This is a genomic window from Halogranum rubrum (assembly GCF_900114455.1).
Classification (GTDB): domain Archaea; phylum Halobacteriota; class Halobacteria; order Halobacteriales; family Haloferacaceae; genus Halogranum; species Halogranum rubrum.
In genome coordinates, this window is sequence record NZ_FOTC01000010.1 from 21187 (window position 1) to 45033 (window position 23847).

At 53.1% G+C, this 23847-nt stretch carries 11 protein-coding genes; 7 read left to right on the forward strand and 4 right to left on the reverse strand.

Features of this window, described 5'->3' with window-relative positions; translation table 11 throughout:
- Positions 1–136: 136 nt before the first annotated feature.
- The 3 genes from BM083_RS21525 to BM083_RS21550 form a co-directional block, all read right to left on the reverse strand.
- On the reverse strand, positions 137–3046 hold the full coding sequence (locus BM083_RS21525; protein WP_089872523.1) for a helicase-related protein: 2910 nt from the start codon (positions 3044–3046) through the stop codon (positions 137–139).
- Between the two features lie 607 nt (positions 3047–3653).
- Positions 3654–7883 carry a BREX-5 system adenine-specific DNA-methyltransferase PglX gene (gene pglX, locus BM083_RS22990; protein ID WP_143085793.1) on the reverse strand — a complete coding sequence of 1410 codons (4230 nt, stop codon included), beginning with the start codon at positions 7881–7883 and terminating at the stop codon, positions 3654–3656.
- 134 nt (positions 7884–8017) lie between these two features.
- A complete protein-coding gene (locus BM083_RS21550) occupies positions 8018–8590 on the reverse strand; it encodes a TATA-box-binding protein (RefSeq protein WP_218149006.1) in 573 nt (190 codons plus the stop codon).
- Positions 8591–8991: 401 nt separating this feature from the next.
- On the opposite strand from BM083_RS21550, the gene BM083_RS21555 reads away from it, so the two are divergent.
- The 5 genes from BM083_RS21555 to pglZ are packed head-to-tail and all read left to right on the forward strand — an operon-like array spanning position 8992 to position 19987.
- The gene (locus tag BM083_RS21555) at positions 8992–9831 is read left to right on the forward strand and encodes a BrxA family protein (RefSeq protein WP_245756970.1); all 840 of its coding nucleotides are present in this window, start codon (positions 8992–8994) and stop codon (positions 9829–9831) included.
- Complete coding sequence (locus BM083_RS21560) at positions 9828–13529, forward strand: hypothetical protein (protein ID WP_089872534.1); 3702 nt, start codon at positions 9828–9830, stop codon at positions 13527–13529. The genes BM083_RS21555 and BM083_RS21560 overlap by 4 nt, the downstream gene beginning before the upstream one ends.
- Positions 13526–14152, forward strand: a complete 627-nt coding sequence (locus BM083_RS21565) for a BREX protein BrxB domain-containing protein (protein WP_089872536.1) — start codon at positions 13526–13528, stop codon at positions 14150–14152. Before BM083_RS21560 ends, BM083_RS21565 begins: the two co-directional genes overlap by 4 nt.
- A complete protein-coding gene (locus tag BM083_RS21570) occupies positions 14145–17837 on the forward strand; it encodes a hypothetical protein (RefSeq protein ID WP_089872538.1) in 3693 nt (1230 codons plus the stop codon). The genes BM083_RS21565 and BM083_RS21570 overlap by 8 nt, the downstream gene beginning before the upstream one ends.
- Positions 17834–19987 carry a BREX-5 system phosphatase PglZ gene (gene pglZ / locus BM083_RS21575; RefSeq protein ID WP_089872539.1) on the forward strand — a complete coding sequence of 718 codons (2154 nt, stop codon included), beginning with the start codon at positions 17834–17836 and terminating at the stop codon, positions 19985–19987. Before BM083_RS21570 ends, pglZ begins: the two co-directional genes overlap by 4 nt.
- Before the next feature lie 46 nt (positions 19988–20033).
- On the opposite strand, the gene BM083_RS21580 is transcribed toward pglZ, so the two are convergent.
- Positions 20034–21116 carry a hypothetical protein gene (locus BM083_RS21580; RefSeq protein WP_143085794.1) on the reverse strand — a complete coding sequence of 361 codons (1083 nt, stop codon included), beginning with the start codon at positions 21114–21116 and terminating at the stop codon, positions 20034–20036.
- A 413-nt stretch (positions 21117–21529) separates the two neighbouring features.
- Between BM083_RS21580 and BM083_RS21585 the strand changes: the two genes are divergently transcribed.
- Positions 21530–22558, forward strand: coding sequence for a Cdc6/Cdc18 family protein (locus tag BM083_RS21585; protein ID WP_089872543.1), 1029 nt, complete (start codon positions 21530–21532; stop codon positions 22556–22558).
- A gap of 25 nt (positions 22559–22583) precedes the next feature.
- Entirely contained in the window at positions 22584–23708 is a 1125-nt protein-coding gene (locus BM083_RS21590; protein WP_089872544.1) for an SMODS domain-containing nucleotidyltransferase, read from the forward strand.
- Positions 23709–23847 lie beyond the last annotated feature (139 nt).

Sequence of the window (23847 nt, forward strand, 5' to 3'; positions counted from 1 at the left end):
ATCTGTTATCCGAACAGGCTAGTCCAGAACGCTTCTCGTGCTGATGGCATTTCTTCACGAGCATATTCATGATACACCGCACCGCCGTCCTCCGGGAGAGTGTCGGGGATCGAAGCCACTGAACCGTCATTCTCACCTATACGGGAAGAGTCAGACAGTAGGCCTCAATATCAGGCGCCAGAGAGATGACCTGTTCTCGCTTCCGTAGCTCCGTCTTCCTAGATGCGATTCGGGTTTCCAGCTGCTCAAGACGTTGTTTTTGGTTCCGAATCGCGATACGCATATCCGACCCCGTAGTCGCTTTTTGTTCGTACGAATCGATGAACGACTGAATTCGATCTCGCTCTGCTTGCTCGTATGCCTCCAGGTCAGACAGTTCCTGCTGGACATCCTGCTGGCGGGTTTCGAGAAGGTCCTCACGGATGTCGGCGACCATACTACTGATGTACCTTTCAGCGGCGTCTTCGAGTTCATCACGTTGCTTGAGCAGGCGAGAGACCGTACTCTCATCTGGACGAGCGTGAATCGTCTCTGCATCAAGGACGCGCTGGCCGAGGGAACGCTGGGCGTCGAGTCCAGCGAGGTCGACGTAGACGGGGATGAGTTGCTCACGAATCGTCTTGCCGGTCGCATCTTCGAAGGCGACTTTGTAGACGAATGTGATGCCGGGTTGATCGACGAACGGCAGGAGCTTCATTCCGGTCTTCCCCGCGTGCTGTTCCTGCTGGAGAACCAGATCACGGAGGGCCTGTAGAACATCCGCGTCCGGAGAGAGGTACTCGATTCCGTCGTGATCGATGGCGAAATCGCGGCTAAAGGTGAACGGACCCAGCGTCTCAGGCTGTCCACTGTCAGTCACTTCAGGTGGGACTTCTGCCTCGTACAGCTGGTTTCCGCGTTTCTCGACAGAGCCCTCAAACGCCTCGATAGCTCGGGTGAAGAACTCGCGGATCTCCTGTTCACTCCCGAAGACGTCCTCTGAGTCGTCGACGATCGACTGAATCTCTTGTCGACTCTGGGCGTCGAACGTACTGCAGTCGATGAGACTCCGTTCGTACCACTCGAGGAGTGTCTGTTCACGCTCTTCCATCAACTCCTCAAGTTCCTCTTTCGTGGCCGAGGCTGGTTTCTGGTTCTGGACGGATTTCATCAGGAGGGAGTCGATGTTGACGTCGTCCAGCATCCCGAGGACGTCCGCCGTCGCGCCGACTTTCGATCGAATCTCCTCGACCTTGTCCTGGAGGAGCTCGAAGATCTCGGATTCCCGCGTGCCATCGAACTGGAAGTTCCAGACCTTGACCTCCTTATCCTGGCCGTAGCGATGGATCCGACCGATACGTTGTTCGAGGCGGTTGGGATTCCACGGGAGTTCGTAGTTGACCATGATATGGCAGCTGTGCTGGAGGTCGATCCCCTCACTGGCCGCATCGGTCGCCATCAGTAGTCGCGACGTCCCGTAGTTGAACTCGTCTTCGATCTGGGCTCGGTCGTCTTTGCTCACATCCCCGTGGATGGTCAGAATCTCGTCTGCCCACGGTTCGTCGGCGAAGAGATCGAGGAGATAGTCCAGTGTGTCGCGATACTCGGTGAACAGAATGAGCTTCTCGTCCGGGTGTTCCTCGAAGAGCTGTTCGATGTAGCGTTTGACCTTCCGGGCCTTGGTGTCGACTGGGAGGTCCTCAGCCATGGCGACGAGTTCCTGCAGGGTGTCGATCTCTTTCTGAAGTGCTTCGTCACCCTGGGCGACCGTCAGGCGTTCGAGTTCCTGTTCCGCCTGTTCGCGGTCAGAGTCCTCCAAGTCCTCACCTTCGAGATAGGCCGTCGCATCGGTCGAGAGACTCCGCTCGTCGGGTTCGAGCAGCCCGTGAAGTCGACGCCGGAGCGTCTCTCGAATGGCTCCCACACTGCTCACGAGCCGCTTTTGCATGAGGGCCATCGCGAAGCCGACAGCGGGCTCGTTCAGTTGGTCAGATCGGTTGTAGACCTCGCGGACGTACTCAGTTACGCGCTCGTACAGTTGCTCCTCTGCGGGGGACATCGAGACGGTTGCCGTCTGTACATCTCGTTCGGGGAAGATGCGCTCGCCGTTGTCGTCGTAGATGGTCTCCTTCCCACGCCGAATCATGACGCGGTTCACCGTCTCCCGAGTGAGATCCTGGTCCTCAGCGACGAGGAACGGGTCGATATAGCTGACCAGCGACCGGAACGCCTCCCCCTTGCCGTCGTGCGGCGTCGCGCTGAGCAACAGCAGGGACTCACAGTGATTGGCGACGCGTTCGGCCATGAGGGAGGTTTTGCTGGGGGACTCGCCCCGCTTGCTGGCCTTGTGAGCTTCGTCGATAACGGCGACATCCCAGAAGGCGTTCTCGATCTCGGACTGGAACTCGTCTTGACGGAGGAACGCCATGCTGGTGACCAAACGGAGTCCTTCCTGATCCCAGATGTTCGCCTCCTCACCAAGGCGTCGGCGTTCGGCGTCGACCCATTGGCGATCTGCCACGGTGAGGTCGATATCGAAGAACCGCTCCATATCCCGGATCCACTTCTTCTGGAGGTGTGCAGGAACGAGGAAGAGGACGCTGTTGGCTCGATTTCTGGCTTCGAGTTCTTTGAGGATGAGGCCCGCCTCGATGGTCTTCCCGAGACCGACGTCGTCGGCGATGAGCGCTCGCTGGCGGAGTTTCTGCATCACCTGATTCACACAGGCGAGCTGGTAGGGTTCGAGGCGGACGAGCGAGTTCGAGATGCTCAGGAGCTGCCCCTGCTCGTGGGCCATCTTGAGCTGGAGGGCCTCGGTTCGGAGGTCGAACCACTCCGAGGAGACTGCTTCGTGTCGGGGGTGGAGCTCTGCCACCCGGTTTTCGAGAGTATCGAGTGCATCGCTGCTTGGTTCAACAGAGACGTGGTCGAGACAGACCGTCTTCGCACCACCGCCCTTGACGTAGACTCGGAGGTACGGGAGGTTCCCGACCTCGTACGTACGGATGACTTCTGCTGGATCGCCGTTGAGTCTGATGCGGTCACCTGGTTCGAATTCTCTATTCATCTATCGAGTTCGAACGTAGTCCATTAGTTCTTCCCGCGTTTCTGTTCCAACGCGTGCAACACCCCGACGTTGGTAAACCAGAACGGGATGCTGACTCTCCAGCGATTCAAGATCTACTGAATTCAAAGCACTACGGGAGGTTCCAAGACACCATATCGAATCAGTCTTTGAATGACGAAGTATCTCGTTCCAGTTTGGAGTTACAATCTGCTTGAATCTATCAGTAGTAAGAAGAACAACAATAACGTCCAGGTTACCGACCTGAGAAAGAAGAGACTCCTCAAAGCTCTCAGTAGACCTTTCATAGTCGACTGGTCGCTTTATGTTCACTGAGTCTGATCCCTTAACATATCCATACTTATCAGATATGATATGAATCTCAGTTTTGCAATAGTCTGAGAGATCGTCTGCGAGTGTACTCACAGGTAAAAAAGAACCCTCAAAGTAGTCCGAATATGACTCCATAGACTCACTCGTCGTCGTCGAGCCTTCCGTAAATATGCCAGCTCTCATTTCCCTAGTGTATTGTCGTAGTGCATTCTTTAAACGTTCCCTAGGTATTACTCTCAAACTCGTGAGAGAGGGAATTAGCAATGATTATATTGACCTACAGAACTTTGTCTTCAACCACTTCAGGAACTATTTTCTGTTCCGCAAGAGGCCGTATATTAATCACAACACCATGGTTTTTAACGGGGGAGTATCCCGATGACAGCACTTCTTCGAGGGCTCGTTCTTGCCATTCCGATGGTAGGGCCTTCGAAAGCTCGTTACATCTCACCATGATTTCTTCACCCAATTCGACGTCATTGTCAGTCTCAGCAGCAAGTTCAGCTAAGAGACGAGCCTCTCCTTCGAGTCCTTTGCGAGGTTCGCCAGCATCAAGGAAGCTTTCCCCCTTGCTGAAATAGTAGTTCATAAAGAATATACCATTGCTTCCGTAGTGAGTAGAGCCAACTAGATCGTTGAAGTACGGGAAGAGATCGTAGAGATGAGCCTCTGCAGTTTCATCACTCTGTTGACTATAAGCTTTGCACGCTGTTTCTAATTCTTTAAGGGCATCAAGCCATTCGTCTCGATTCTCGTTTACTCGTTCAAGGAATGTTGGACTGAAATGGTCTTCTACGTCTTCCCGGTCCATTTCTTTAACGAGTTTATCGAGCGTCTCAAGGCGTTCAGTGGTTCGTTTTCGAAACTCAACAACTTGTGGTTTTAACTCATCTGCTAACAATGCAACATCCTCATCCCGTTCGGGACTGTGGGGCGACCCCAGTTCAAGTGCAGCTTCCTGAAACTCGCTAATTTGTGCAAGAGCACTCTCGTACCGCTCATAATCTTCCGCAGCCTCTGCTTGTTCGGTGGTCGTTAAATTGTTGTCAGTCCTTCGTTGATCAGCGACGTTCCTTCGATCTCGGTATTCAGCTTTAAGCGGTTCAAGATACCTCGATTCAATCCTATCAAATACACCCGAGTCAAGCTGATGATAGTCAATTAGACAAGCAAACCCTTCGACTGACGGGTCTGAGACGAGCCGTTTAGTCGTAAGTCGCCATAGGATTGGACGGTTGCTGAATTTTTTGAGGTGATATTCGAAGAGATTGGTTTTCAGCCAGGATTTCACATTTGGGTATGCCCCCTCATCTGGCTGTCTTTCACCCAATACTTGATCAACCTCTGCAAGCCTGTCTTCTGCCTTCTCTCCAAATATTTGTACAAATTCATCCTCAACACGAGAGATAAGCGGGGTTTCGAGACTATCTTCCGTACTCAAAGGAACAATCCCGTCATCGTCCTCGCGAACGATTTTAAGAACAATATGCAGCAATAGATCTTTTATTAGTTCCTCGAAGTTGTCTCCAGGCTCCGTTATTGCTTCAGGATCAAAGTCAGAAGATTCTCTGGGATCTTCGTTTGTTCTAAGGGCAATCTCTCTGAGAATCTCCTCTCTGCGGTTCTTATTTATACCGAAATGATTGAATAGGAGGTCATCGATCTGATTCGCCTTTTGATGTATCTCTTTCTCAATTTTCGATTCGAATTTAGCCGCAGAAACACCCAATTCTGGAATAGATGGGCTATTACTACTCACCGTAGGTTGACTAATCGTGATTTCCTCCTTCAGCGCTCGATGTGGGTGGTCTTCGGCATATAGCGGTTCCTCATGACCCAAGAGATTGAGTAAGAGTGGGCCGGTGTAATATGGGGAAATGAAATCATTTTCACGAAGGGTCAGCAGTAGACCGAGAATTTCTCTGGCGAGGTCACCAAGACGATCAACTTGCTCAAGTTCCGTATCCCACGGAATCTTTGAGACTTCCCCCACCTGCCAATGGCGTCCCGTGGTGAGTGTGAGCATTAGATAAGTGGCGAGATTACTATTTGAGTATGCCAATGCCTCCCAGATTGCTCTATCCGGCAAAAACGCTTGGCCAGCGGTCCCAAATATCGAAGATTCGTGAAGATAACCGAATCTTTTCCCACCTTCCTTTATATTAGTGTATGTTAATGCATTACTGAAATAATATTCCTCACTTCGCGGATATGATCCATCATATCTCTTGACGTCTTTTCCATTCTCACCCCACCATACATTTCGAGTGACTCGGGGAAGGATCCAAGCATCGCTGCCCCCTTTTGCAAATGGGACCCACCCATCCCCCGATGTTTCCCAAAATTGTCGAAGATATCGAGCATTATTCGCGGTCGCTAACCCTTGTTTGACCGCTCCTAGACTCTTCTGGTCTGTTCTTGCGTTACTAGCATCGAAGGACGTATCCAGTTTGTATATCGAGCGGATTTCTTTCGGAACCCAGTATGATAATGGAGCCCCTGGCACCATAGAGAACTCATTGATGTCACGACGGTATCTACGTTGAATCTCAGAATCTCCGTTAGATTGTGAGAATGCTGATTCGGTGAATTTCGATTCTTTTTCCCCTTTTTTCACATCATGAAGTCGGTAGAAATCAGCCGTGGCATCTTGAGCTTGTTTCGTTCTGACAACAGTACCAGCAGTCCGTACCGTAGCTTTATCCAGCACACCAATCCCGTATTCCGCGAGGAAATCAAAGGAACCACGATCGCCAATAAAGTCCTCCCGGAAATCTTCGAATGTCCGTTTGAACATGAATGTCCGGGGGACAATCATTCCGATTCGTCCATTGTCCCTCACTATATTTTCACATACCTCAAAAAAGTTGATGTAGAACTCGGGTTTGTATTTATAATGGTCTTCAACATAGTTATGGACTTCATCTGGCATCCGATTCCCAGAACCATAAGGAGGATTCATAAGTGCGACATCATAATCTTGGGATAGAATTACCAGAGTTCGGAGGAAACTTTTCAAATCGCGTGCAATAAATGAATCACCGCTCCGGCGATTTGCTACCTTAGAATGGAGATTTTCCAGAAACGTGGTGAGACTCCCGGGACCATCGATTGACTCCTGAATTGTTGGCTGCTCTTTGGTAGTGAACTCTTCCTTCAATGTGCCCCTTACATCAAGTAAGGAACCTAGCCCATGCACCTCCTCAAAGGCATCAAGGATTTCTTCTAAAGCCGCTCGGACATCCGGTCGATCACCAGCAATTTCATCAAAGACTTCCGGTGCTGACTCAATATTTGCAATATTAGCATCGGCGCAGACGATCCCAACACTAGGCATATGGAACTCATCAATTCCTTCCGCTTCTGCACGGCTACGAGCTTTGAGATATAAATTAAACGTAGCAAGTTGACAGGCGCGTAGATCCAAATCAACACCATAGAGATTGTGTTTGAGTATTTTCTCTGGGATGGATTTTTTGTCTAGGTTGGGATATTCTTCACGCCAGATTCGCTCAAGAACATCAAAAGCATATAGAAGGAAGTGCCCACTACCACAAGCTGGATCAATAACTCGGATATCCTCAGGGGATTTAATTTCTGGTGTAGACTCTGGTTCTTCAGTTGGTACCAGATAAGTACTGAAATCTGCAAGAGATGGTGATTCCGAGGTTGACGGGTCACGTGATTTTCTCTCTTCAGGAGTAAGGGATTCTTGTCTTTCAATTGTAGATATTAAGTCACCTCTAGATTCTAGATACATCTTGGAGAGACTATTGTCAGTCAGCATCCTCACCACCCAGTGGGGAGTGTAAAATTGGTTAGCCGCAGGCACGTCTTCTGGGTCCAGACCTTGATAGTCTCCTTTTCGGCGCAGTTCTTCTAGCTTAGATGAATTATAATATTCATAAATCCAACCAAGAACATCGTCAGCACGCCAGACTTCTTCGGGTACCTTATCGAGCTTCCGACAAAGTTCCTCGAATATATCTACATCAGGTTCAATGATACTGTAGGGAGAATCTGCATCAAACAAGATCTCAATTTCGTTCGCAAGGTTGTCGCACACCTTATTGTAAGCTTCAATTTTTGCCTCATCAGGACTAAGGTATTTCTCATTCTCAAGTTTCTCCGCAGCAGGAGTAGTTCCGGAAGCTCCAAATTGAGTCACTGGTCGATCGATGAATCCTCGCACTTCCATACATCGAATAGCAGTAAGCCGATTGATTATCGTATATCCGACCCCCATCACATACCGCTCAAACTTCTCCTCCCACGTACCATCATCGTCCTCTCGCTCCACGGCCTTTTCGAGATCTCTTCGCTTAGTCTTGACTTCTCCAGAGAGCTCATCACCCCCATCGGCACTATTTAGCTCGTACGCGTGCTCAAGTTGATATTGGATGTCTGATTCGACGATTTCACGCAATTCAGTAACAACTTTCTCTAGATGCTCGCGTTCTGGTTTATCTAGTTGAGCCTTCGTCAAAGGAGTAGATTGATTCGACATGATATCCGTTGCTCTAGTTCCTACCTCAAAATGAACCTACATCAAACTTCCCACCTGCTACATCATCTCCCGATTTGGCCCTATTGTCTCCCGAAGTCAGTCTCATGAGCAACTGAAAGCTAATTATAGAAAATTTAAACCAATAATTCATCCTGTAGTTTTTCGAATTCATCGTGGGCAACCTGCTCTGTATTTATTCCTGTGAATACTACCTTTCGGGAAGAAAAGATTAAAATCGTGCAACTACTTCCATCAGGCCGGTAAACTAAACCCGGGAATTGCTCTGGCTCGTATTCTGTTTTTTCCATCCCGAGAAGAATACAAACATTATTCAAATCAAGCGGTCCTTCAGTATCAAGTTCTGCTGTAAAAACGATGTTTTGTATACTAAGTGGTTTCAAAACTTCAGAATCGGTAGGGAACCGATCAGAAAGGATTCCCAGACTGCGAAGAGAATTAAATAGATGGTGTTTCGCTGTCTCTAAATCATCGTACGAATTTGCGCCCGTGAATATATAAACACCAGTTCGAGTGAGAATCCCTCTGGTATTAGATTCAGAAAATCGGATCAGTAATCGATCTCCGTTCTTTTTACTATGTTCTACTTCCGACACCATACTAAGAGCCCGTAGATCTTTAGACAATGTTGCTAATTCAAGCTCTAAGTCAAATTTCCCAGATGCAACGATGTTTGCAATCGAAAGCATGGTAGTGTATTCGTTGTAGCAGAGTAGTTGCGTGTCCCTCATATACTACTCGGTGGGAGAGGCTTGATACCTCAGCCACATCTTGGATTCACTAATTCCGAGATCCATGACCGACCCAAAGCCAGGGAATGAACTCCAGATACTCCGAAGTGCCTCCATTAGGTTTATCAGTGTTGTGCGCAACACGTTAATTGACGCTTCGCTTTGGAGGGCCGAAGCGTCAGCGGGGACCAATTCAGGGCGGCACTACGGCTGGAAATTCCAGCCGTGGTCCTTTCCTATTACGCAGATTAGGGTTTCGGAATATCGGGGATAGATTGACCAATTTCATATAGTTCCCCGCAATGACTCCCAAATCTCCCACAAGAACTTCTAAGTAGATACCACAGTCTCGTCATAGTATGGCTACAGGTCGAAACGGGGAATTAGATTCATGGCTTCCATCTCTCGTTGGGAAGTTCCCCGAATCGAAAATCACGATGGCTTTGACTCGGTGTGGTCTCCAGACCGAGAGAACGCACGAGATCTCCTCTCTCTACGCGGACGAGCTCGATTGGACTTCGGTGAAAGAGATATGGTACGACGAACGCGTGGCGAATCGGAGTAGTCGAAATAGTTCGAAATCCCTGCTCATCGCAATTCGAGCACGTCTCCAATCAGCCGGAGACGGACTCCCATCAGTCCCGCAACTCCCAGCGATTCTGGATCAGTGTCGAAACGAACGCGACCAAGCACAGGTCCTCTTCCTCTATCTCATCAACCACGATGGACTGGCCCGTTATGTCGTTCACGAGTATCTCCGCCGACTGATGAAGCAAGGACCTTCTATGCTTGACTTTGAGATGGACACCGTTCTTAGCATACTCGACGAGTTCCGTGACAAAGCTGGTGAACCACTAGACTACTCTGAGTCGACCCAAAAGCGATGGGTACAGGGATTCCGGTCTGCACTCCGGGATATCGGTGTCCTCGAAGGGAAAACCGAGACATCAGGTCAACCGCCGAAGGTTGGCGATGTACCTCTCCAGGTCGCGGCCTACTACTCCTGGGCACAGAACGGCGACGAATGGCTCACGAAGCCGATTGGCTGGCTCTATCTGTTCCAGTCCGAAGAGTACTGGGAACCGCAGAGCAAGCGGCTGGCCGGATATGAGGGTTGGACGCACCACGAAGCTCGGAGTCGCGTCTGGTTCGAACCCGTCGACGACTTCTACACGAATCTCGCGGAGGGGTCGGCATGACTTCCATGAAGGACCTGTTCGAGAAGCAGGACGCGACCTTCGAGGAATCAATTCGCATCGACCGGAAGTTCGAGGAGGACGAAGACAGAGCCGCTCATCGCGACCAGCTCTACCGCCACTACCTCGACACCTACCACATCACAAAAGCTTCAGAAAACTATCTCAAGGACTTCTTCACTCGAATCCACGGCCACGACGAAGAGATGCGGAAGGGAGCCAATCACTGGCTCTACGGGTACTACGGGAGCGGGAAGAGTCACCTGCTGACTGTCCTCAACCTCCTCACAGCCTCTGCAGATCTCGAAGAGGAGGACAGAGAGGAGGTCTGGAATCGGCTGGATTCGGATGGTTCCTACACCGAACTCTTCGAGACGTGGTCCTCGATGCTCGACGAGTACCGTCTCGTCCCCCTCCCGATCAACCTCCTGAAGTACCAGAGCGTCCGGGAGCAGAGCTTCAGTGAGATCATCCTCCAAGCAGTCTATCAGGCACGAGGCCTCTCGAACCGACTTGACGTTGCATTCTTCGAGGAGTGGTACCAGAATCAGGGAACGTGGGGCCAGCGCGATGACCTCACGAAAGAGATCCTCCAAGCCGAAGACGTTCCCAACGCGGATCAGTATTCGTGGGACGACGTCCAACAGTACCGAATCCTTTCTGACCTCGTCCTGGAGGAACTCGTCGAACGAGAGACGGGCACCGCAGATGGGTTGGCAGACATCCAACGGCAGGATATCGGGCAGCGGATGGCTGTCGAAGCCGTCGAGGCGTATCGACAAGAACTCGAAGCGAAGTCGGAGAAACCAGTCAAGATCGTCCTCCTCGTCGACGAGGTGACGCTGTTCATTGGTGGAAACTACCAGCGTCTCTCGGAACTCAACGCACTCGCGGAGAGTATCGATACGATCGGCGATGGAGACATCCAGATGGTCGCGACGGCGCAGTCCGAAATCGAGGACGTCCGACCGGGACTTGCCGCGAAGCAACTCGACTTCGGGATTCTCAAGGATCGGTTCCCACACCAGTACCACCTGCCAAGTCATCACGTCGGGGAAATCGTCCAGCGTCGCCTTCTCGAGAAAACCGAAAAGGGCGTAGACTGGGTTGAGTCAGAAGCACTAACGGCGCGGGTGCATCCGACCTCCACGTTCGTCTACTCAGAGGTTGGACAGAACACAGAGCCGCCTCTCAATCGAGTAGACGAAGACAAGTTCGTAAAGTTCTATCCGCTCCTACCTTATCAGCCGGCGCTCTTCCTAGAGATTCTCTCGAATCTTCGGAACGAGTTGGCCGACTCGACGAAGTCGATCTTCTCAGGAACAGCGAGAGCAATTCTCGCCATCGTCGCCGGACTCCGGGACCGCTGGATGCGCGACGAGAAGAAAGACGAGCTGTCCCTCATCAGTCTCGTCGACTTCTATGACCTGATTCAATACGAACTCGAGGACATCATCCCCAACGAGATCGAAGTTCTAGAAGAGATTGAAGACGACGAGGACACGACTGAATTCGACCTCAAGGTCGCAAAAGCAGTCTTGCTCCTCTCGTACGTGCCCGATTCAGTCCCACAGAACGACGCCAACATCGCGGTTGCGGTGATGGACGACCTCAACGGCCAGCCGCGGACGACTGTCCGAAACCAAGTCCAGAATTCACTGGAGAACCTCGACAAGTACATCAGACCAAACACGGCCGAGGACGGGCCTCTACTCCGAATCACGGATCGAGAGGAACGAGAGATCATCGAAGAGGCACGCAAAAACCGCGAGAACCCAGATTGGGACGAGATTATCGCCGCTCTCGACAACGAACTTTGGGCAGACATCCGTCCTCGCCTGAACCTGCCAACGTCGGTTCCCTACGGCGGGGACGGCGACAACTACCCCATCTCGTACAGCTTCTCCATCGATGGGCAATCACTAGATGGGGCTGACGAGCACGAGAGTGCGCTCGAAGCATCCGTTGTTATCCGAGGAGTGCGACCTGATATCGACTCCAAGAAAATCAACGAGGGAACCATCTACTGGTCGGTCAAGCAGGATGGACTGGATGATCTCCGAAGCCAGCTCATCGAATGGTGGTCGTTCCACAAAGCCACGGCCGAGACGGAGACGCCTGATACGATAGCCCGAGACGTCGACGATGCAGCAGAGAGGGTAAAGAGTAAACTCGCGAGCGCACTCAAGGATGGCTCGTTCAAGGTCGAATCTCAGGAACCACGTGGACTAGAGTCTGCGGTCAAAGAGTGCATCAACCGTGCTTATCCCTCGTTCTTCCACCCCGTCATGCTTGAGGTGGACCAGAGCTACCTGACAGAGCTTAAGCGGCTCAGCGACGACGAGGAGTATCCAGAGTGGGCACAGAAAATCGATGTCCCGAGACCAGATGCGGAGGTGTCTACGATGGGGACGATTGCGAAAGAGGTTCGAGGCGCTGTCGGTCGAACGCTAGTCGCCCATGACAACGAGATGGGGCTGCCAGCGCTCTTCGAGAAAATCACGGAGGAGACGCCGTTCTATGGAGAAGTTAAACCCGCAGTAACGGCGGTCCTCTGGGGGCTGTGTCGAGCCGGAGAGTTCCGTCCCGTAGCAGAAGACGGAGAAGCTCTTGCTGCGGATGAATTGCTAACGCTCTCACAGCAGATGGAAATCAAGTTGCGCACGGCACCGTCGTCCACGTCGCTCAAAGAGCAGTTCATCGATGCTGGAATCATCGAACCGATTCAGACGGTCGACGAGGGAATTGTTGCCCTCGAAGAACTGAACGAGTCGATAAAGAGACGAGCACGAACGCTAACAGAGACGACAGAAGTCAGTACAGAGACTGAACTGGAGAACGATGCGCTCATCTCTCTGGTAGCGGCGTTCAGTAATACCCTCTCCGAACTGGCGGATGCTGCAGAATCTCGCGCCGAAGCAATCACTGCAGACGATACGGATTGGGAGGACGTAATCGACCAGGTGGCGAGTGACGAAGAATGGATATCTGCAGTGGAAGAGCGATGGGAATCCAGAGAACCTTACCTGTTACAACTCGACGGTCTGCTACGGTTCAGCGAACTGGAGATTGAATGGCTTAGCCAATCGTTCTACGACGCACTGAACCAACTAACCCAACAACTCAACGAAGAATCTGGTCGGGAGTGGTGGACACAGGAAGGATGGCAGTCCTTTGATCAGTCACTGGACGCTCGGTTGACTGCTATCGCGGCACTTGAAGAGGATTGGTCAGCTCAGGTAGCGGAGACCGACGCGAAATCACTAGCGACAGACCTCGAGGGGCATCAATGGCTGATTCCGCCGTTACAGCTTCCAGAGCATAGCGTTCATGATGGATTTCAGTCCGGATATCTCCGCCCACTACGGCACTTCAGGGATACCCATGATGATATCCAAGCCTGCGTTAGTGCGCTAACGAACCGAGAGCCTGGAACCCATGATGAGCGCGCGTTGAAACGAGCACTCGGGACGGTATCCTCGACGACGGATTGGGACAGCCTTACTGAAGACCGAGTTGACACATATCGAGAAAAGCACGAGACAGTAGAACAGCTAGTCGGTGGAACTCGACCCGACGAAATTGAAGGGGTAGGAGTGCTGTTCGGCGATGAGTCTGCACTCAAGGGACAATTTGAGCGTATCGTGAAGTCGAGGAAGCCGACGATCGAGCAGGTCGATGGAGGTGTGGTTATCAAATGACGTCGACGCGAAACCCGCTCAAGAGATTCACCAAAGAGTTGGTCGACTTCGCAAGTGGCGAACGACGGGGAATTCGAAATCCCTTCGTCATGGTTCCGGTCGAACCATCCGTTGAACATCGCGTGACCGAACGGTTGATTCGATGGGCGGATCCCGAGACACCAGATACACTGACAAACTGGGTTGACGTCGAGGATCAGGCCGGCAACGAACTCAAAGTCGAGTGTGTTCGGCTAGACCATCTGATGCCTGAAACGCACGTTTTCGAGACCACCCTCGACCTCGGGCCGCTTGAGCGAACCACCACCAAAGCAGTGACGGAGACGCTCGAAACGAGTCTTGCTGACGAACTCATCGGGAAACTCGTCGATGAACAACTCAAAGGTGAGAATGCGCAGCAACATATCCTCCTGCTGCTGAACCTCGGAAGCCTCTATCCGTTCACCCGCGCCTCAGAGCTGCTCGATGAGATGGATCGCCGAAACGTGAATTCCACAATCGGAATCCCGTTCCCTGGTCGGATCAGAGGAGGGAAATTGAGCTTCTTCAACGAGGACGCACGCCACTACTACCCAGCCCACCGAATTGACGAGAAAATCACTGAGGTGTATCTCGATGACTGATACAACACTTGAATCACTGTTTGCTCGCTCGCCGACGCGAGAACTCGAGGAAGTACAGAAAGTCAACGAAGTCGGCCAAGCCGAACGCGACATCGACGAGTTCTACGAGACTGATAGCGCTCGAAAGGTCCTCACAGAACTTGGAGAGATTGTCAACAGCACAGGATCACAGCCTCGATTCCGGTACGTCCATGCCACCTTCGGATCTGGGAAAACACACCTCCTGAAGCTAATCGGAATCGCGACTGGCGAGATCGAGGGACTCGGAACCGTAGCCCCGAAGCTTTCGAGTCAATTCTCCGGGTTCAAGGAATTCAGAGACCGACTCAATTCGTCCCACATTGACCACCTTGTTCCTCTGTTTATGAACCTCCTCGACCGGGACAAGGTTCGTGACTCAACGCTCTCGCTCCTGATCTACGAGGAGCTGGGGAATCAGCTCAACTACCCGACTGACCCGCTCTGGTTACTCGAGTGGATATGGACCTTAGAAATCGAGCACGGGCTCTGGGAAGCCGTACGCTCAGTAGAGCACAACGGTATGTCGCTGCAGGAAGCTGCACAAGACAAGGCTGCGCTTCGTCCCTGGCTCTATGAAGCTCTTCCCGAGATGGACGAGACTGATGGCACGCCCTACGCAACGGAAGAGGGCGTCAAGGAATCGATCCAGCAAGCCACGGGCCAAATCAGTACTGAAGCGTTCACGCCCGATGAACTCGTAGAACGACTGGACCGAACGAAGCGCTACTTACAGGAATCGGGCGAGACGTACGAGTTCCTCATTGGACTCGACGAAGTCGCCATCTACGTTGGTGACCAGCAACACCGCTATCGAGAGTTCTTAGAAACAGTCGATACGCTCATCGCCGACATCAATCCCCCAATTCTGGGGACAGGACAGTGGTCGCTGCGGGACATGCAGCAGGACTTCATGGGAGAGGTCGATCCTGAAGCGTGGTACACGAACGAAATTCCGCTCCGTGGTGCTGACACCGAGATCATCGTCAGAAAGCGGTGGCTCAGAAAGTCAGATTCCGGTACTGAAACGGTGCACGACCTGCTCGACCGAACTCCGGATTTCGAGCCAGAACTTGCCGACGCATCCGAGTACACCGACGTTGGAGACCCCCTAGAGGCGTACCCCTTCCGTGAACACGACCTCTGGTTGCTCCGCGAGGTCATGCAGAGCCTCAAGAAAGAAGACTTGGAAGTGGACAGGGAGTATGTTCAGGGACGCGCACTGCTGATTCTCGTCCGTTCTCTCTTCACGAGCTTCGATTGGGCCCAGAAGGAACCGGGAGCGGTCGTTGCGTGGGATGAAATCTATGACCTAATTGAGCGTGAAACGACGGACATTCCGGGGTGGGCAAAGGACCAAATCCAGAAAGTCGAGAACACGACCAACGAGATGGGAGTGAGCGTCGCGAAGGTCCTCTATCTCCTTGGTCAAGTCGACGCCGTCCCGACAACGAAGAAGAACATCACGCGACTTCTGGTTGGTTCAGTAGATACTGACATCGATCAGCTCGAAAGCGATGTCGAGGAAGCCCTCGAAGCGCTGATGGAGGACAACTTCGTCCGAACTGACGAGAGTGTCCAACCGCAGACGTACCGAATTCTGTCGAAGGAGATCGTCGAATTCTGGGATCAGGTCCATCGAGAGGCCGCAGGACTCCCCAAACACCAAGTTCGTTACAATATCGAGGATCTTCTTAGAGAGGCGGACCGTGGTCGGTTGACCGCCGATGATTCGCTCCGCACGCGGAACATCGACGGGATCTCCGACGCCCCGTACACGTTCCGCTACACCGTATTAGATCAAGTCGACGCATCACCGGAACCTCGTTTCGATGGTGTGGTTGCCAGAGTACTCGCAGCAGACTCGGATACAATAGAAGAATCGCGAACGACATGGCAGGAAGCAAACGCTGGTGAACAAGGAGTTGAAGACGTCCTTGTCGTTATTGAGCTTTCGGAGGGGCTTCGCGAAAGTATTCGGCATCTGATTGCGTTGGATTCGTTATTGGAACCAGGGGCGAGCGCAGAGCTCCGGATCGAGCAACAACAAGAGGAGGAGACTGTCGAAGACGAGATCGAGGAGCTCCTCTATGGTGCGAAGCTCTATACGCCAGACCATAACACGACGCGAGGGACCTATCTAAGCAACATCGATAGTGTGCTCGCTGATGCGGTCAGGGATAAGTTCAAGAACAGGAAGACGCTCGATACGCGGCTGCAGGAAGTCGACGACGCTCGCACCCTCTTCGAGTTCTTCAATGGGAACGGTACGTGGCCGTTCTCAGCCGACGATGCAGAAAGGCTCGGAGTAAAGACAGTTCCGAGAGAGATTAGCGATGGGTGGGCTGAAGAGTTCCTCAACGATTACGCTGGAGAGGAATTAGTGAGCGGAGAGACTGTCCTCGAAGAAATCGCGGGTCGGCGTGGGAAATATCTTGGTACGCCACGCGAAGCACTTGCCGCGCTTCTGATCACGCTCGCCGCGGCAAACAAAATCGAAATCAGACGCGATGGTGTCCGCATTGAGGACCCTGGTGAGATCGGTCGTTCAATGATACGCCTTTCCGATATCCGTGACATCGATATTGGATTCGATCCGGTGGACATTGAGGGTAGTAGCAATCTAAAAGCGGTCTATCAATCACTCCGAGGATTCGCACCGCAAGGGAATGATCCAACCGCTTGGCTCTCCAATCTAGCATCCTGGGCAGAAAAGAATAGTTCGGACATTCGGAATACCTGTGCTCGTGTGGATCTCGAATTCGACGAGGAAATCACGCTGGATGCACTTCGTGACGCGTTAGAACCAGGGATGGCTGGTGGCGAGCTTGACGATGCAGTATTGACTGAATCACCAGTACCAACGCAGGCAGAGTGGTTCCACAAAGCAGAACCATTATTCGAGGGCGATGAGCCGCTCTGGGACGAGTTCACAAGTTCACTCGAGACGATGCGGTCACTGTACCCTGATGCTGCGATCACCTACAAGATGGAGGACGCCGTCGATGGGTCACGCATCCCGTCCAAGGAGAGCCTCGCTACACTCCAGGCAAAGGCTCATGACTTCCGCGCGTCACAGATTAGTGAACTCCATCATCTTCTCACGGGAACCACACCTGAAGCAGATTCGATCTCTGACCTCTGTTCAGCGGTCGAGCAAGTATTCCTGGATCACGATGTAATCGTGGATATCGATGCTGCCACCGAGACGATTTCAGGAGTGACTTTCGAGTCGCTCAGAGAACTCGAGGAGATTGCGGCATCCGCGGAAGACATCTCCGAATCAGATATCGCATCGGGGAACGCAGTCAGCGAAGCTGGCCAGCTTGAGAAAGCACGAGGACTACTCGAGGACCAACCAGACGGGTCACTCTACGACCAGCTCGAATCTCGGTACGAGAAACTCAAGGCAGAACACTCGGATGCGTTCATTACGAAGCAGGTGAAGCGTGCGCTAAGCGGGCCAGACCTCGTCACACCGTCTCGATCAGAAGCGCTGGTAAAACAGGCCGATGCAAAGCTCCAGTCAAAAGACGATGACGAGGACGACGAAGACGATGATGATCAAGAGGACGATGGACCATCAGTCGACGAGCTCTGGGCAGAGGTAACAGAACCAGGTGACGGAACTATCGTGGTTATCGATACAGAGGAGAGAGACCGATGAAGTCGCAACCGACTACGACACTCGAAAGTCAAGCGAAAGCCCATCTCGAGGATGAATTCCCTGATGAACACGCAACGGCTGTTCGGGTCGTCTGGTGGGACGAGGGCGGGCACCTCCGGGAGGTTGTCCGTGCTGCTGCCGATCAGATTGGAGTAGGATTCTCGGAGGCAGAACGGTTCCCTCTCGAACTGAGGAGAACCGCAGCAAAAGAGCCGGAATCACCCCACGTCTGGTACATCCCGGAAGCGAAAACAGTCGAAGATTCAGAGGAGGGGCTGATTGAGCGGGACTGGTTCAGAGACATTCGTGAAACTGGCGGTGAAATCGAACTCACGATCGAACAGCTGACTGCCGAGCTGTATGAGGTGAATCCCTGGGACATCTACGATGTTGAACGAGGAACGGAGTCCGATCGCGAAACTGCAGCGAATGTAATCAAGAATCAGTTTGCGAGCGGTGGAATCCCACGCTACGGAGATCTAATCGGTGAGATCATCACCAAGGGAGAGGGCCAGATTTTAGAGCACCTCCTCGAGGGAGGATGGCCAGAAATCGACAAGGATGACGAGACGATCGCCCGGGTACAAAAATCACTGAAAGACAGGCACGTCGCTCCTGCAGACAGTGCTGAGACACCGGAAGAGATCGAGGACGTCGTCTGGAAGTGGGCCGTTGCCCGTTGGCTCGTCGCCGAAGGAATAGACGTCGACGCATTCCCCGAGGGATATGGAAACGTGGGTAGCACTCTCGGCGACATCAACCCGCTAAAACGAATTGTCGATACCCGACAGAGCACGCGGTTGGCAAAACGCTATCTAAGCGAGAGCTACTGGGAAGGCGTAATCGGAGCGTACGACGATGCTTGGGAACTCGCAGCGTGTCCAGTTGATGGGGCGCTTGACGCAGCACTGTGGGATGCGTGGCTCGAATCACTAGAAGAGGAGGAGTACACGAAATGTATCGAAAGAGCGAACGAGCGCCAACGAGCCCTTGAGGTGTATCCGGACGATATTCCGTGGACGACGCTCTGGAAACAGGCCGAACAAGTGGCCAAGTTGAAATCGCGGTTTACAGCTTGGGAAGAACGTCCCAAATCGTTCGACCCCTTCGACCAGTATTCCGCACAGGATGATGGGACCTGGAAGATCGACTACGGTGTACTGGAACTCGAGATAACTGGCGAACCCGAACAAGATAGGCTGCTCAACTCTCATCCGGCGACGGGAACACTCCCCGAGCTTCGCTCCGAGCTCTTAGAGACGCGGTATCTAAACTATCTCGAGGAGATGAGTAAGGCCGTAATCAGTTCGTTCAGTACTGGATCTCCTTTGGCGGGGAAAGACGCTGCCTACGAGTGGTGGACTGACAACGAGAATGAGCTCGCAACAGGGGAGACAGTCGCCCTGTTCCTAATCGATGCGTTGCGGTTAGACCTCGCTCGGGAGCTGGCTAACCGTCTTCGAGAAGACTATTCGATCACCGAAGATACCAGGGTTAGCACGCTTCCGTCGGAAACCAAGTTCGGAATGGCTGCACTCACGCCGGGACGAGCTCACAGGTTCCGTATCAAACTCCGGAACGGGAAGCTATCTGTCGAACGGGGTGGCCAGCGCCTCGACAACAAAGGGAATCGAGTGAAAGTCCTCGAGCGAGAGGGATGGGACGTACCGGAGGACAGCGATTCGGGGTGGCAGCGTAACCAAGTCGCCTACTACGACAAAGACATCGACGACATTGGGGAAAACGAACTCGACAACCCAGAGAGCCACTTCACCGATTACATCGACGAACTCTATGATCTGATCACTGAGGAACTTGAGAACGGGAACAGGGATCGAATTTACGTCGTGACGGATCACGGGTTTGTCCTGTTACCGAAAGGGACTACGATGGAATCGATTTCCAGTTACAACGGCGATGGTGAAGTGAAATATCGACGAATCGCTGGAGACGACATTGAAGACGCAGGGACAGGCGTCCGAGTCACGGGTCAGACACCCGGGACAGAATATCTGAATACGTCAGTTCGATTGCTCGCCAAACCTCGGCAGTACAACAGCAAAAGCGGGCTAACCGACGCCAGATATTACCACGGTGGGATCCTTCCACAGGAATGTATGCTGAACTTCCTCCGGGTAGAAAAAGAATAGCGTACTATTGGAGGTTTGGCGATTCAGATAGCAGACGTTGAGTGAATCACGGATTCGTCTCGCCACAATCCGGACAATACTCGAACCACGCTCCTTCCTTGTGACTTCTGTGTTGGCAGCGTTCTGGTTTCTCTTCGAGTGTCACGAGATTCAGGTCTGGATCCGGCGGTCCACCGAAGAAGATGTCCGTCCGCTCGTCTGCGTAGCCTCGAAGGTTCGTGAGGAGGCGAACCGGGCAGTGCTGACATTCCCGAAGCTCGATCTTCGGTTGATCATCGAAATTCGTCCAAACCGCCTCCGTTGATTCCCACTCGTGGAACCCTTTCGGACCGCGGCATCGATCGATTTCAGGCCGGTCAGCAAGTGCCTTCTCCAAGACTGCATCATGATAGCGCTGGGTCAGTGGCTCCTCGAAATCGGAGGTGTACTCGACGACCAGCGTATTCTGGAGCACGCGTAATGGTAGGTCTGGAGTCGTAATCGACTCCGGATTGTACACGTACTCGCCGGCGTTCTCATCGTATTGACGGCGAAGGGTGCAGGGACGGCTGGTACAGATTTCGTAGTCTTCCTCGCAGGTGAGGACGTACCCAGGGACAGTTCCCCAGGTGTGCTCGCCGGAATACTGGTAGCTCTCACACTCGATGAATCGCCTCGCCGAGTAGTCGCGAACGCTGTATCCGGGGGCGTCCTTCGAAGCGAAGGCGTCGTTAACGATTGAGTAGTCGAGCTGCTCAGTTCCGAAGTCTTGGGAGGAGAGCCACGCGACGGAGTACCCGGCGGTCAGGTAGTCGTGGGTCGTCGTTCGGATATCCTTCTCGTGGTGTCTGTGCTGAACTTCGATGATGACGCCGTTACCGAAGAAAGCGTTCGGCGTTTTGAACTCTAAGAGTGCGTCGGCCCGTCGAGTACTGTGTTCACTCCCGCTGTCGGAGACGTCGAGTGTCACCTCCGGCGCACACTGTGCGGCCTGGTCGCCGAACTGTTCGGTAAGCGCTGCGACTGCGAGGGCGACACAGCGAGCATGGGTGTCTGACTCTCCTGTCGCGGCGATCGAGCAAGATGTCCGAGCGTCTGTACTGGGATGGTAGAAGTGGCGAGCACGTCCGTCGCCGTCGCGTGGATACATTACGTCCCGGCATTCCGGACACTCGACGGCCTCCTGATCCGGGATCATTGCCGGTACGACGACGGTACCGTTCTGCAGCGCACGGAAGGGCACGTTGTTGAAAGTCACTCAAAGGATGGATTTGAGTGTATCGCTGATTGACAAGTGAGTGTCTGAGTGGGGATCGAGAATGAGTCTAATTTGGAGAAAGGCGGTCTTCAGGCCGCACTACGTGAATTCACAGCGGTATTCGATTTCTCAGCCGTCGGGATGGAAGGTGATTCTGGAAGTTTCCGGAAACAGGCGGGTGCAGAGACGGAAACCGCTCGACTGCGTACGGTCGTCACGACTCTCAGAAGACACACTAGCTACTTTCCGGAAAGGACCCGGTCATGCTTATAAGTCTTGACGAGAAATCAGTCTGTCACTACCGCATGATTCGCGATGCTCGCGTCCTTCGTGCCGGGTTTGTTCCCAGAGAAGTCGAGCATCGCGACCAGGAGGTCAACCACCTCTCCAGCGTTCTCGAACCGATCACGAACGAGGAGCCTGCCGACACTGCGATCGTCACCGGCCCCAGCGGAGCCGGGAAAACCTGCATCTCCCAGTTTGTCACCGAACGCCTCCGTGAAGAGGTGCTCGACGTCGAAGCCACCTACGTCAACTGCTGGCGCAACTACACTAGATTCCGCACTCTCTACCAGATTCTCGATGGGCTCGGAGAAACCATCGACATTCATCGCCAGTCGACACCCCACGACGAACTGGTCGACCGGCTCCAGCAGTACGACGGTCCCCGGAGAGTCGTCATCCTCGACGAGGCCGACCAACTCGAGGATGCCAGCGTCATCTACGACTTGCACAGTCTCCCTCAGTTTGCGATCATCTGTATCGCCAATCAGGAACAAGAGCTGTTCAGCCGCGTCGACGATCGCCTTGTGAGTCGGCTCCGCTCCAGCGAGCACGTCCGAATGGACAGCTACCACGACGAGCAACTGTACGACATCCTGCAGGCTCGTGCAAAGTGGGGCCTCGACCAAGACGTCATCGCCGACGATCAGCTTTACCGGATTGCAGACGCGGCCGCTGGTGATGCCCGTCTCGCCATCGGGATTCTCCGCTCGGCGGCCAGTAAGGCTGACCGCGAGAACAGTGAGAGAATCACCGACGACATTCTCCTCGATGCTGCAACCGATGCTCGGGCCCAGATCAAGCAGAAGAGCCTCGATTCGCTCACGCCCCACCAGCGGATTGTCTACGACATCGTTCGCGAACACGGTCCGCTTGGGCCAAGCGACATCCACGACCGCTACACTGAGGAAGTCGATGACCCCCGGACGAAACGGACCGTCCGGACGTATCTCTCGAAGATGGCGCAGTACAATCTCCTCAAGGCGGAGGGCACGAGTCGAGATAGAGAATACTCGATCGTAACGACCTCAGTTGCTTCAGCAACCGCTTAAAAGATCACAGAACATCAACAACATCATGACCACACTCCCCACACTGTTCGAGACGTTCCTGTCAGACATCCGGCCGCAGGAGAATCACAAAGACGCCTACAAGGAGGGCCACGAAACTCTCCGCGATCGCTTGCAGAATGACGACGACATCGACGAGTTCTACGTTGCAGATTTCCTCCAAGGGAGCTATCGTCGGTGGACGGCCCTCAGACCCCAGGAAGACGAGAAATCCGACGTTGACGTCGTCTTCGTCTCAGACCTCAACAGCGACATCGATGCCGACGCAGCGCTGGAAAAATGTGAACCGTTCCTGAAGGAGCACTATGAGGGACAGTGGGAACCAAATGCGCACTCCTACAAGATCGAGGAAGAAGAGGTTGAAATCGATCTCGTCTTGACAGCCGCACCCAGCGAGGCAACACGCGAAGTCGTGAAATCTCTGGGTTCACTGGACGTAGGAACAGCACTGAGTCCGGACGACCTTTCGACGGTTGCAGAGGCCCTCAATATCTCGGCAGATGGCGACGACGAGTGGAAGGACGAACCGCTCAAGATCCCACATCGAGATGAGAACGAGTGGGAGAATACCCATCCCCTCGCGACTATCGCCTTCACTGTAAATAAGAACGATATCACGGATGGTCACTACGTGAACGTCGTCAAGGCCATCAAATGGTGGCGGCGAACGAAGACTCCCGACGTTGAGGGACCGACGAGCTATCCCCTCGAACACATCGTTGGCCATTGCTGTCCTGATGATATCGACAGCGTCGCCGAGGGCGTGACGAGAACGCTCGAAGCAATCACACGGCAGTTCAAGACCGAAGCACTGACTGAGGAAACCCCTACCCTGCCTGCTCACGGTCTCCCAAAGACTCCAGAGAATAACGCCCTCAAGCAAATCGACGGGGGAGATTTCGCGGCGTTCTACGATGAGGTAGAGGATGCCGCTGAGCTAGCGCGAACGGCACTGAATGAGGAGGACAAAGAAACGTCGAGAGAATACTGGTTTCAGCTCTTCGGTGAGAAATTCCCTCCATTCGGGAGTGACGACGATTCTGACGATGGAGGGGAGAAAGCGATGTCATTGGGGTCGTCGTCGCAAGTAGACGACCCATCGGACCACCAGTTCGCCGAGACGGACAATTGACTCGATAAATGCCTCCCCGCGAAATTACAGAAGCAGTCGCAGCCATTGCCGAACAGGACGGTGTCACCGTCCTCAATGACCCATATCGACACGATAGCAACGAACGGTGGGTTGTTAAGATCCGGCTTTGTCCAGACGA

Bases quoted from the DNA above. Each gene is read 5' to 3' on its own strand.
- BM083_RS21525 (WP_089872523.1), bottom strand. From the start codon at position 3,046: ATGAATAGAGAATTCGAACCAGGTGACCGCATCAGACTCAACGGCGAT.
- pglX (WP_143085793.1), bottom strand. From the start codon at position 7,883: ATGTCGAATCAATCTACTCCTTTGACGAAGGCTCAACTAGATAAACCA.
- BM083_RS21550 (WP_218149006.1), bottom strand. From the start codon at position 8,590: ATGCTTTCGATTGCAAACATCGTTGCATCTGGGAAATTTGACTTAGAG.
- BM083_RS21555 (WP_245756970.1), top strand. From the start codon at position 8,992: ATGGCTACAGGTCGAAACGGGGAATTAGATTCATGGCTTCCATCTCTC.
- BM083_RS21560 (WP_089872534.1), top strand. From the start codon at position 9,828: ATGACTTCCATGAAGGACCTGTTCGAGAAGCAGGACGCGACCTTCGAG.
- BM083_RS21565 (WP_089872536.1), top strand. From the start codon at position 13,526: ATGACGTCGACGCGAAACCCGCTCAAGAGATTCACCAAAGAGTTGGTC.
- BM083_RS21570 (WP_089872538.1), top strand. From the start codon at position 14,145: ATGACTGATACAACACTTGAATCACTGTTTGCTCGCTCGCCGACGCGA.
- pglZ (WP_089872539.1), top strand. From the start codon at position 17,834: ATGAAGTCGCAACCGACTACGACACTCGAAAGTCAAGCGAAAGCCCAT.
- BM083_RS21580 (WP_143085794.1), bottom strand. From the start codon at position 21,116: ATGTATCCACGCGACGGCGACGGACGTGCTCGCCACTTCTACCATCCC.
- BM083_RS21585 (WP_089872543.1), top strand. From the start codon at position 21,530: ATGATTCGCGATGCTCGCGTCCTTCGTGCCGGGTTTGTTCCCAGAGAA.
- BM083_RS21590 (WP_089872544.1), top strand. From the start codon at position 22,584: ATGACCACACTCCCCACACTGTTCGAGACGTTCCTGTCAGACATCCGG.